Origin of the sequence: Pedobacter sp. ASV12, from assembly GCF_016429155.1 — a bacterium.
Taxonomy (GTDB): Bacteria; Bacteroidota; Bacteroidia; order Sphingobacteriales; family Sphingobacteriaceae; genus Pedobacter.
This window is the reverse complement of the sequence record NZ_JAELUC010000106.1, coordinates 1-10,472: the sequence shown is the minus strand read 5'-3', so window position 1 is coordinate 10,472 and position 10,472 is coordinate 1. Positions and strand designations below refer to the sequence as shown.

At 43.0% G+C, this 10,472-nt stretch carries 12 protein-coding genes; 6 read left to right on the top strand and 6 right to left on the bottom strand.

Annotated features, from left to right (window positions below):
• Positions 1 to 727, top strand: a 727-nt coding sequence (locus JHD69_RS17630) for a hypothetical protein (RefSeq protein ID WP_199141668.1), incomplete at its 5' end; no start/stop codon positions are given.
• 75 nt (positions 728 to 802) lie between these two features.
• Here JHD69_RS17630 and JHD69_RS17625 read toward each other — a convergent pair.
• The gene (locus JHD69_RS17625; RefSeq protein ID WP_199141667.1) at positions 803 to 1,372 is read right to left on the bottom strand and encodes a porin family protein; all 570 of its coding nucleotides are present in this window, start codon (positions 1,370 to 1,372) and stop codon (positions 803 to 805) included.
• Between the two features lie 445 nt (positions 1,373 to 1,817).
• On the opposite strand from JHD69_RS17625, the gene JHD69_RS17620 reads away from it, so the two are divergent.
• Both JHD69_RS17620 and JHD69_RS17615 read left to right on the top strand, forming a co-directional pair.
• Positions 1,818 to 2,231 carry a hypothetical protein gene (locus JHD69_RS17620; RefSeq protein WP_199141666.1) on the top strand — a complete coding sequence of 138 codons (414 nt, stop codon included), beginning with the start codon at positions 1,818 to 1,820 and terminating at the stop codon, positions 2,229 to 2,231.
• Positions 2,232 to 2,394: 163 nt separating this feature from the next.
• Entirely contained in the window at positions 2,395 to 3,435 is a 1,041-nt protein-coding gene (locus tag JHD69_RS17615; protein ID WP_199141665.1) for an NAD(P)-dependent alcohol dehydrogenase, read from the top strand.
• Positions 3,436 to 3,560: 125 nt separating this feature from the next.
• On the opposite strand, the gene JHD69_RS17610 is transcribed toward JHD69_RS17615, so the two are convergent.
• Positions 3,561 to 4,076 carry a DinB family protein gene (locus tag JHD69_RS17610; protein ID WP_199141664.1) on the bottom strand — a complete coding sequence of 172 codons (516 nt, stop codon included), beginning with the start codon at positions 4,074 to 4,076 and terminating at the stop codon, positions 3,561 to 3,563.
• Between the two features lie 183 nt (positions 4,077 to 4,259).
• On the opposite strand from JHD69_RS17610, the gene JHD69_RS17605 reads away from it, so the two are divergent.
• The 3 genes from JHD69_RS17605 (at position 4,260) to JHD69_RS17595 (ending at position 7,164) form a co-directional block, all read left to right on the top strand.
• The gene (locus JHD69_RS17605) at positions 4,260 to 5,303 is read left to right on the top strand and encodes a helix-turn-helix domain-containing protein (RefSeq protein WP_199141663.1); all 1,044 of its coding nucleotides are present in this window, start codon (positions 4,260 to 4,262) and stop codon (positions 5,301 to 5,303) included.
• A gap of 442 nt (positions 5,304 to 5,745) precedes the next feature.
• The gene (locus tag JHD69_RS17600; RefSeq protein ID WP_199141662.1) at positions 5,746 to 6,561 is read left to right on the top strand and encodes a helix-turn-helix domain-containing protein; all 816 of its coding nucleotides are present in this window, start codon (positions 5,746 to 5,748) and stop codon (positions 6,559 to 6,561) included.
• A 126-nt stretch (positions 6,562 to 6,687) separates the two neighbouring features.
• Entirely contained in the window at positions 6,688 to 7,164 is a 477-nt protein-coding gene (locus JHD69_RS17595; protein WP_199141661.1) for a DUF6265 family protein, read from the top strand.
• Positions 7,165 to 7,377: 213 nt separating this feature from the next.
• Here JHD69_RS17595 and JHD69_RS17590 read toward each other — a convergent pair whose 3' ends face one another.
• The 4 genes from JHD69_RS17590 to JHD69_RS17575 all read right to left on the bottom strand — a co-directional run bounded on the left by JHD69_RS17590 (position 7,378) and on the right by JHD69_RS17575 (position 10,384).
• Positions 7,378 to 7,527, bottom strand: coding sequence for a hypothetical protein (locus JHD69_RS17590; protein ID WP_199141660.1), 150 nt, complete (start codon positions 7,525 to 7,527; stop codon positions 7,378 to 7,380).
• Between the two features lie 3 nt (positions 7,528 to 7,530).
• Positions 7,531 to 7,917 (bottom strand): MerC domain-containing protein, encoded by a 387-nt coding sequence (locus JHD69_RS17585; RefSeq protein WP_199141659.1) that lies wholly within the window; start codon positions 7,915 to 7,917, stop codon positions 7,531 to 7,533.
• 128 nt (positions 7,918 to 8,045) lie between these two features.
• Positions 8,046 to 9,785 carry a serine hydrolase domain-containing protein gene (locus JHD69_RS17580; protein WP_199141658.1) on the bottom strand — a complete coding sequence of 580 codons (1,740 nt, stop codon included), beginning with the start codon at positions 9,783 to 9,785 and terminating at the stop codon, positions 8,046 to 8,048.
• Positions 9,786 to 9,841: 56 nt separating this feature from the next.
• Positions 9,842 to 10,384 (bottom strand): AraC family transcriptional regulator, encoded by a 543-nt coding sequence (locus JHD69_RS17575; RefSeq protein ID WP_199141657.1) that lies wholly within the window; start codon positions 10,382 to 10,384, stop codon positions 9,842 to 9,844.
• Positions 10,385 to 10,472 lie beyond the last annotated feature (88 nt).

Genomic DNA, 10,472 nt, shown 5'->3' with positions numbered 1-10,472 from the left:
AGATGTGTATAAGAGACAGACTTTACTGACCGCAACAGGTGGCAATAAGGCCGTAAGCGTAGTTTTAATGACCAATGCCAAGCAATATCAGAACGATTTGTCGGCTTTTCTTAGCTCGCTCGAATTATCAAAGCCTTTGTTAGGAACTAAATCCTATACCAATACAGAGGCAACAGATGGAGTACGTACTAACGCTATTACTGGTATATGGGGACAGTACCAGAACGAGAATTTTTCTACAGCAGGTGGTGGCAGACAGGCTACAGCTGGATACGATTGGCGTGAATATTATTTAAACACTAACGGGACTTACCAATTCCTTCAAAAAAACATTAGCTATCTGTACAATAACAATATCGTGATCGCTTATGAAAAAGGGGCGTATAAAATTAATGGTAACCAAATAGAGATTATACCTCAATCAGGTATTGTTGAGGTTTGGAGCAAAGGTAATAGTGATAAGGCAGGCAAGTTGCTGAAAACTGAAAAGCGGAAGCTCGAGAAAATTTCATATACTTTCACGTTGCATTATTTTTCGGGTATTAAAGAAACAAATCTTGTATTGCAATATACCACAACAACAGCAAGAGATGGTGCTTTTAGCAGTAATAATTTGTTCCCAAATGCTTGGTACTATAAGAGACCCTTTAGCCCGAACAAAGGTTCCATTGAACTGCCCGAAGGAACAAGCATCAAATTTGAAAACAACGTTGAAATTGCACCATAACAGACCAGCCGAATTGATGGCATGAAAAAGGGGAGAATAGCGCTATTCTCCCCTTTGTACAAATTGTGGTTTAGCTTAAAATACCTTTAAGCCTACAGATAGATTAAACAGGTTGGTTTTTTCCTGCAACTGTTTGTTTATCTTGGTAAAACCCCTGCTGTAACGTGCATCAATGGTAAGGTTGCCCATATCTACGCCGGCATTGATTACGCCGCCCACATTTAGTTTTTTATAGTCGAACCCGGCAGGACCGGCTGCTTTGTTTAGTGTATAATTGAGATCGGGACCAGCCGAAAGCCTCAAGTTGAGCGCATCGGTGTTAATCAGCTTATAGCCTACCATTAATGGTAAATTGAGCTGATGGAATTTAGGCGTATAGGTTTGGGAAGCATAGTTGTACGAACTTTTAAAGGTTACATAGTTAAGCTCGGGCTGAAAATAAAGTGTGTTGCCTACCCTTGCAAAGGCACCAAAGTTGTAGCCTATCTTTCCTTTTTTATCGGTAATAGCACTTAGTCTGCTGGGCAGACTGGCATAGTTTAAACCGGCTTTAAGGCCAAAGCTTGTTTGCGAATTTTGGGCTTTAGCAGCAATAGTTGCCATGGTCATGACGGCAATCATTAAATAAAACTTGTAAGTTTTCATACTTTTTGAAATAGTGGATTAATTGTTTTTTGTGATTTGATAGTATGACAACAACTTGAGCCAGTACCCCTATGTGCAGCAAGAAAAAAATGCTAGTAGTTGTTTATACTCGCTTAAAAAAAGAAACATACTACAAATGTGCCAACCAAACATTTGCCTTTTGTTTACCCGGCGAGGATGTCAAAAAAAGGCCAGCAAAAATGCAGATCCAAGGAGTGTCGAACTGATGCATGGGCTCATGACGCAATGATTTGAGGCTTGATAAGCAGGCAGAAGATTGGAGCTCAGGCCCGAAAATGAATTTGAATATTTTCGCCAGCCAAACAACACGATTTGAGTGCGGGGCAAATCCTGTTTTTTTGCTCTATTTTTTTACTTTTTCGCTAATCTATTTGATATGGCGTAATTTAACTGATAGTTAATTATAAAACTTAATCGGAAAATTATGAAAAAATTAATTGCTGCATTTACAATGGTAGTTGCATTAGGGCTGGACCTTAGCCAAACTGCCCAGGCTACCGACGGACTGATTCGAAAAAAAGCGGAGTTGGCTGCTGAAAAATTATCATCCTATTATCCAGAAGGTGTATTAATTGGCCCAGGCTCGGCCTACTATTCGTCAACTGGCTCTTTGTATTTTGCCTGGTATGGCGATCCGCTTCCGGCAGGCGCTTACTACTACATCAACGATTATAACATCGAATACCAAAGTGCCGGATTTCCGGGCAGCGAAGGCAATGCCATTAATATTCCCATGTCGGCATTTGGCGGACCGGGTACGTACTTTGTTGGCATCGTTTATTGGGATGGTGGCGTGATTTACAATTATGTATTGCCTGTTACGGTTAATTTGTTGTGAGTGGATAACCTGCCATTAACCTATCAAAAGCACCTTTTTGCACGGGTGCTTTTTTGTTTTTCGGCAAAATTGTTTGAAATATATAATTATTGCTTTGAATCTTATAGTCGGATTTTAGGCGATTGATTGTAGCTTTGTTCATAACAAAACTTAATTCATAATTATGATACAAGCCAAAGGTTATGCAGCGCAAACTGCAACAACAGATTTAGCACCCTGGGATTTTGAGCGCAGGGAAGTTGGACCACACGATGTTCAGCTGGAAATATTATACTGTGGGGTTTGTCACTCAGACCTCCATCAAATTAAAAACGACTGGTTTCCTGGTATTTTTCCCATGGTGCCGGGCCATGAAATTGTGGGCCGTGTGATTAAGGTGGGCAACCATGTTAAGAAATTCAAATTAGACGATTTGGCCGGTGTGGGCTGTATGGTCGATTCGTGCCAGGTTTGCGAAAACTGCAAAGACGGATTGGAACAATATTGCTTTGAAGGAAATACACAAACCTACAATAACAAAGACAGACAAGGGGTGCCTACTTATGGCGGCTATTCGAATACCATTGTCGTGCGCGAAGAATTTGTATTGCACATTTCCGATGAGCTGCCATTGGCGGCTACCGCACCATTGCTGTGTGCCGGTATTACCACTTATTCGCCATTGCGCCATTGGAAAGTAGGCAAGGGCCATAAATTGGCCGTTCTAGGCTTGGGTGGCCTGGGCCACATGGGTGTTAAGTTTGGCGTGGCATTTGGTGCCGAAGTTACCGTATTGAGTACTTCTCCATCAAAAGAAGCGGCAGCTAAAGAACTGGGTGCGCATCATTTTGTGGTAACCTCGGATCCTGAACAGTTAAAAGCGGTTAGAGGTTCTTTCGATTTTATCTTGGATACGGTTTCTGCCGAGCACGACATGAACATGTACCTGTCGCTTTTAAAAACCAATGGAACGCATATCTGCGTAGGTGTACCTTCAGCGCCTTATGCCGTACAGCCGTTTGCTTTGCTGGGTGGCCGTAAAAGTTTGGCAGGCTCTGGCATTGGAGGCATCCCTGAGACTCAGGAAATGCTCGATTTCTGCGCTGAGCACCATATTGTATCGGATATCGAAGTGATCGATATCAAAGACATCACCGCTTCTTACGAAAGAATGCTGAAAGGCGATGTACGTTATCGTTTCGTTATAGATATGGCTACACTTTAAGTGTGCTTAACAAGCCAAAAGCCCTTCATGTAAATGAGGGGCTTTTTTGCTGGTTCTGTAACCTGTGCCGCTTACTAAAGCGTTTAGGCTTCCCATGGCCGTTCATGATGAAAGTATGGCCGAAATTAGTTTCTGTTCCAAAATGCAGGTGGCTCTATGCCCAGGCTGCGCAGGTAAACGGTACCTTGTGCGCGGTGGTGGATTTCATTATCGATAAAATACAGAAGCGACGAAAAAACTACGCCTTCGTACAGGCCAAATGTCACCACGGTTTCTTGAAACCTTGCTGTCGAAATTTGTGGCAGAAAAGTTTGGATTTCTGCTGTTCCGGCATCAAACAGTCGCAACAAAGCTTCTTTGTTCTGATCGGCGGCTTCAATAACATGGCCGTCAAGGTTGCCGGTATGGTCCCAGTTATCGGTAGCAATGCCGCGTACGCCTGGTCCCGAAATATCGATGATTTCTTTTATCATTTCGGCAAAGGTGCGCATGCCCCCAATGCTATGGGTAAATAATTGATCGGCTGGAAATGCCTCGATGACGCGTCGGGTTAATCGGCGATGGCCCAGCCACTGGTTTAAAATGTCATTGCTCGAAGCGAATACCGGAGATTCTGTGGCAGTTAGGTTTTGTGTTTCCATGATTGAATTTTAGCTAATTTTTGATCTGATTTTTTGTTGATACAAAGAAACAGCCCGTTACTGACAACCCTATGTCAGCCCTCTTTTAGATATTCAATTTTTTCTCAAATAATTTTAAATATACTGGCCCGAAGTAAAAATGGTATGATTTTCTGGTTACAAATCAATGGTTAAATTGGAGAAATGTATAGTCAAAAATATTTTTTTGATATTTTTGGATTATTAATCATCCTTAAATCGTTCATCTCCTTGCTCACTAAACAACTATCCCCTCGGCGGGCTACAAAACCGGATTCCGATCTGGTTCTCGACTTTTTAAGCCGGGTTTATCCCATAAGCGATCAGCTCAAGAAAGAAGCCTATGCCAATATGGTCACTTTCGAATTTCCAAAAGGCCATGTTTTGGTTAAAGAGTACGCCATTTGCCAATATGTGTACTTTATCAAAAAAGGAGCCTTAATGGGCTGTACCACACATAAAAAAAAGCATATCGTTACCTATATTTCGGTAGAGAACGAATTTGTAAGTTCTATTTCCGGCCTTTATGGCAATGGCGCCTCCAAAGAAGCCATTATAGCCGTTGAGGATGTAAGCCTAGTGGCCATACCTGTTAATGTGCTTCAAGGGTTTTTTCTGCGCTACTTTGAACTTAATTTTATTTTTAGGGTAATGTTGGAGCAGTATTACATGGATGCCCAGGAGCGTGCACATATTGTACGCGTAGGCAGCGCCAAGGAACGTTACCTCTACTTTATCCAAACCAAGCCTGGCTATATGGAACGTTTGCCGCTGGAGTTTGTGGCCTCGTTGCTCGACATGAAGCCCCTAACGCTGGTTAAAATTCAGAAGCAATATGCGCTTTCGCTTAAAAAGGATAAGGAAATGGAACAGCTCTGCAAACAAATAGAGCGACACATGACCGAAAAGCAGGCCTTTAAAGACAAAAACCTTAACCTGAAGTCGCTTTCGGAGGCTTTGGGCCTATCTCCACACAAGCTGTCGTCTATCTTAAATAATCAATACCAACAGAATTTTATGGATTTTGTAAATACCTACCGCATCGCCGATTTGAAAGAACAGATCGCAAAGCCTGGGTTTATGCAGAGCTATACCATCGAAACCTTGGCACACGATGCAGGTTTTGCCTCTCGCAGCGCTTTTTACAACTCGTTTAAGAAACTGGTAGGGCAGAGCCCATCGGCATACGTAAAAAACCAGGGCTATTAGCCTAGTAGGTAAATTGTTTGCCGAAATTTGTACTGATTTATAATTATGGACAAATTTGGCCTTGTTTCCTTTCTTATATAAATATAGGTTAATTAACTTCGTTTTATTATTCGCGGTCAACGCTCTTATCTCCTTGAAAACGAATTAAAAAGATTATCCTATAAAATATTCATAATGTCTCTCAACAATTAACCAGCTATTGCAAACAATAGCTGGTTATTACCTGCATTAACCTGGCACTTGTTTTATCATTGCCGATACTTGGGCAAGCGTATCAGTACATACTACATTGATGATAGATTTTGGCACTTGCTTTGGCCCCAAAAGGACCTTATTACCTGTGGAGGCCAGCGCTAAAGCATTGGGGCATTCGCTGAAAAAGGGGGGGGCATTGCCGGATGCCCCTTTTTATTTGTTTATATTTGGTTAATAATGCCCCCATATGGATTACCAAACTTTCGAAGTCAGCCCCGAAATCAATGCCTTTGTTAAATGCGCCTGGACCTTGGAAAGTCCTGCCTTGGCTACAGAACAGCGACAAACAATTGTGCCTGACGGCTGTATGGAAATGATTTTTCATTATGGCGATTTGTATAGGCAATATCGAAACGAAGAGGAATTTATCGTTCAGCCCCGTTGTTTTGTGTTCGGACAGCTTACCTCCACATTGTCTATCGCACCAACAGGATCAATCGGAATTTTTGCTTTGCGTTTTAATCCCGAAGGATTTTTGCCTTTTACCACTTGGAGTGTGCAGCAATTGGCCAACAAAGCCGTACCCTTGGCCGAGCTGTTTGGCGAGGCCGGTCTTCAGCTGGAAAAAGAAGTGTTGGCGGCCACAAGCACCGCCGAAAGAATAAAACTGGCCGAATCGTTTCTGCTACTCAAACTACAAGAAACTGAAACGGCCAATAGTTTAGTCAAATCTTGCATAAATGCCATGCTTGCCCTGAATGGCCAGCTTTCTGTTGGTCGGTTGAGTGAACAGCTGCACATCAACAGGAGGCAGCTTGAACGCAAATTTGCCACCACCGTTGGATTAAGTCCGAAGCAACTGAACAAAATTATAAGGTTGCAAACGGCCCTAAAAATGCTGGCCGAAAAGCGTTTTGACAATTTAACAGCTTTGGCCTACGAAGCCTCTTACTACGATCAGGCGCACTTTATCAAGGATTTTAAAGAGTTTACAGGGCTCAGTCCGAAGAAATTCTATGCAGCCAATCTCCAGCTTTCAAAGCTGTTCGTAAGCACGGCATAAGCTTGTCGCATTTTTACAATTTTTTGCCTTTGCTTATGCGCAGCTTTGTTCAATAAAAATTCGAACAACTGGAAACATCATGAATAAGCTCACGATGGCTTCATAACCATTAAAAACTATATGCTCATGAAAAAAAATAGCGTAGGCCTGGTATTGGCCTTGATGACAATCCTGATTTCTGCTTTTAAAACAGGAACTACAGATTTAGACAAAACCAAATGGTTGATTGGCACTTGGGAGCAAAAAACAGCCCGTGGCCACATGTATGAAACGTGGGTAAAAGCCTCTTCGACAGAATTTCATGGCAAAAGCTACGTAATCAAAGAAAAAGACACCATGGTTTTCGAGAACATCAAACTCGCACAGCAAGCCAATGGACTTTTTTATATCCCTACGGTAAAGAACCAGAATGGTGGCGAACCGGTGAGCTTCAAAGCCAAAACAGTTTCGGCCACCGAAATGGTCTTCGAAAATCCTGCACACGATTTTCCACAGCAGATCAGCTACAAACAAATCAGCAAAGACTCGCTGGTAGCCGAAATTTCGGGAACGGTAAACGGCAAATTCAAATCCCAAAAATTCCAGATGCGCAGAAGCAATTAACAAGTGCTTTTGAATAGGATGGATGCCTTATACCGATTTTTATATTGGTATAAGGCATTTTTATTTAGGCCCACCGAAACCTCAACCGGATTTCGGCTTTCTAGAAACCTACACCGAATAAATGTACGCCAAAGGCAGGGGATTAGCCGTTCGTGGCGATTTTACCTTTGTTTCGATCAGCTGGGAGAAAAAAACAGCGAGGATCTAAAATGGTTACTCGACAGACTTGGTGTTATTGCGGCTATGGCTTTTCAGGTATTTCAGATAAAGCTTTCGGGCATCCATTTGTTCATGTTTGCAGGCAGGCTGTACAGTGGCCATCAATACCAAAAGCAGGACAAAGGGCAGTTTTTTTCTGTTCATGGCTTAAGGATGGGTATGGTGGTGGCAAGATTTTGTTAATTGGAGGTTGATGAAATGCGCAATCGCAATGAGCAGACCACCCAGCGGGATCAGATACCTTTCCAGTTCTTCAAGCAAATGCCCCATGGCAATGCAGCAAAAGCCCAGCATCAAAATAACAAAGGGCAGCACCTTGCGGTGTTTTTTATAGGCACTAGATAAGGCAAGGCAAGCCAGTGCAAGCGAAAGGCTAATCATGCTCAGCTCTATCATGGGATTAGCCAAGAATTCGAGCCCTACAATAGGCAATAGGGTAAGAACAATGGGAAGCAGCGCGCAGTGAATGGCGCAGGCTGCCGAAGCCGACATGCCGACCTTGTCGAACAGTTGGGAGTTGATGGGAAATTTCATGCCACAAATATAAATGCAATTTTGTTGCATTTATAAAATAATGTACATATATTTGAAACTCATCATTATTAATAGTTAAGTTAAGCAATGTGGCAGTGGATACTGTTGCATTGCTTTTTAAGCACAACCTAATTAGTGATGAAAGCAGGTAAAATATAGTTTTCTACTACCTTTTCGGGTTGCCATACCCTGCCGTTTCTAAAATTGCCCGAGGTAATTACGATTACCATATCCAATGCAGGCAAAATAATAATATATTGTCCTCCAGCACCACGCGCCTCGATTGATTCCAGGATACGGTGGCCAACCTTGTAGCTATAATGCCACCATAAAAATCCATAGCCGTTTTTTTCGGGATGGTTTTCTAGGGTCAGGTAGTTCTTGAACGAGGAATTAACCCAGGCTTTGCTGACGATTTGCTGGCCTTGCCATTGGCCCTTATTGGCGTAAAGCAGTCCAAATTTGAGCATATCGCGCGGACGCATGAAAATACCACCTCCAAAATAGGGATTGGCCTTTTCATCTTGCTGAATAATGTAATTGCTGATGGCCAATGGCTTGTACAGGTTTTGGTCTATAAAATTTAAGGTGCTCTGCTTTAATTGATGGGCCAATACCAAACCCAGTAAATAGGGGTTGGCCGATCCATAATTGGCGTGGCTACCTGGATAGTTGATCATTGGGGCTGTCAGCACGGTTTTTGTCCAGTCAAGTGTGGACTGATAGTTGTCTTCGGCAGCAACCGATTTGCGCTTGATGCCAAAATCCACCGCGTCAATACCCGAACTCATCGTGAGCAGATTGCCCAGGCTAATGGCTTGTTTGCGTGGTTCCTGCATCAGATTTTGGTAGGAAGAAGGTAGCAAATCAATCAGTTTTTGGGCAGTATCGCGCAAAATATGCTGGTCAATGGCGATGCCGATCAGTGCCGACGAAATACTTTTGGAAGCCGAACGCATATCATGTGGCGTAGTGGCATCATAGCCACCAAAGTAGGCTTCATAAAGCAGTTTGTTGTTTTTGGCGATCAACACGCTATGCGTATTCGTAATTTTGTTGGCGTTGATGCTATCGACCATTTTTTGCAGGTAGCTTTCATCGATTTTTAGCCCGGTTTCTTGAAGGCTCAGGGTACTTAGGCCGTCATTCAATTGCCGTGGCCGTTTATTGGAGTAATGGGTTGGCTTGGCGCTTAATTTCAAATCCAAGTCCCGGGCTGAGGGCTTCAATTGAAATGTTGCCAATAAAAGCTTCCCGATTTTAATTTGCAAGGGAATGCGTTGATTTTGCAGTTTGCCACTAAAAGCAAGACCTGTCCTAAAATCACGGAATGAGATATGGCTGCCTGATTTCTTGAAATCGTAGCAGAAAAAGCCTGGATAACGGACTTCCGAACTAAAGGCATAAGCCTCGAAATTTTCGCCATTGGCATTTTCTATGCTTAGGTAAAGAGGTGAACGGAATTGGGAGGCAAGCAAAATGTTCCAGTTAGCAGTAAACTCCATTTTGGTGTGGGGCAACAATCGAAGGTGGTAAAACCATTGTCCAGATTTGATGAAACCGGTTATTGCCTTTTCTCCTTCATTCCAGGATCCCCTGAAAACTAAGCCCTCACTCAATTTTACTTCAAACGGTTTGTCTTTTTCATACGAAAATTGCTGTTGGATGGAGCCATGCAATCCGCTTAGCTTGAGCAAGGCGTAACGAGCATTAAGAAATTGGATGCTGAGTGTTGGACTAAAGGTTTGTGGTTGGACTAATTCGCTTTGCCAATGCCCTTCATAGGCTTTCATGCTTTGTGCATTGGCTTGCCAAAACGGGAATAGGAACAACAGGAAAAGATTGATGCTTATTTTTTTGAATGTCATATTACGTATTGATGAGGCAATACTAGCGAGTTGGCGCGTCAAAAAATAGAACATTTTTAACGTTGCATCATTTTCTTATAGCTTAACGGGCTGATGCCCATTTCCTTTTTAAACCGCCTGGTGAAATGGCTTTGGTCGGCAAAACCACAGCTATAGGTAATTTCAGTTAGTGGGGCATCGGTTAAGAGTAAATGGCAGGCCTTTTGATGTTGTAGCTGGCGGAGGTACTGGCCAATGGAGGCATTAAAATACTTGGGAAAATCTCTTGAAAGGTGCACAGGATGCACATCGGCTATGGTAGCCAGTTTGTTCAGGCTCAAGTCGGCATAGGTGCAATGGTGCAAGGCTTCTTTTACCCTTTTTACCCATTTGGGGAGGCCATTATTGCCTAGTTGCTGTTCTTTGTTCAATAACTCAAAAGCCCTTAGCAACTGTACTTCTACGGCCAAAGCGGTAAAAGAATCGTTGATTTTGCTCTCGAGGTAAAGTTGTTGGAAAATGGATTTGAGCATGGGGTTGTGCAGTTGCAGGCTTCCCTCAATGGCATGCAGGTTCAGTTCGAACTGCGCAGCAAAAAAAGGACTCAGCTCTACATGCAATCCTTGTACAAAGCCTGTCTCTTATACACATCTGACGCTGCCGACGAACCACGACATGGGTGGGGGGGGGGGGGGGGGGGGGGGGGAG

Bases quoted from the DNA above. Each gene is read 5' to 3' on its own strand.
- JHD69_RS17625 (WP_199141667.1), bottom strand. From the start codon at position 1,372: ATGAAAACTTACAAGTTTTATTTAATGATTGCCGTCATGACCATGGCA.
- JHD69_RS17620 (WP_199141666.1), top strand. From the start codon at position 1,818: ATGAAAAAATTAATTGCTGCATTTACAATGGTAGTTGCATTAGGGCTG.
- JHD69_RS17615 (WP_199141665.1), top strand. From the start codon at position 2,395: ATGATACAAGCCAAAGGTTATGCAGCGCAAACTGCAACAACAGATTTA.
- JHD69_RS17610 (WP_199141664.1), bottom strand. From the start codon at position 4,076: ATGGAAACACAAAACCTAACTGCCACAGAATCTCCGGTATTCGCTTCG.
- JHD69_RS17605 (WP_199141663.1), top strand. From the start codon at position 4,260: ATGTATAGTCAAAAATATTTTTTTGATATTTTTGGATTATTAATCATC.
- JHD69_RS17600 (WP_199141662.1), top strand. From the start codon at position 5,746: ATGGATTACCAAACTTTCGAAGTCAGCCCCGAAATCAATGCCTTTGTT.
- JHD69_RS17595 (WP_199141661.1), top strand. From the start codon at position 6,688: ATGAAAAAAAATAGCGTAGGCCTGGTATTGGCCTTGATGACAATCCTG.
- JHD69_RS17590 (WP_199141660.1), bottom strand. From the start codon at position 7,527: ATGAACAGAAAAAAACTGCCCTTTGTCCTGCTTTTGGTATTGATGGCC.
- JHD69_RS17585 (WP_199141659.1), bottom strand. From the start codon at position 7,917: ATGAAATTTCCCATCAACTCCCAACTGTTCGACAAGGTCGGCATGTCG.
- JHD69_RS17580 (WP_199141658.1), bottom strand. From the start codon at position 9,785: ATGACATTCAAAAAAATAAGCATCAATCTTTTCCTGTTGTTCCTATTC.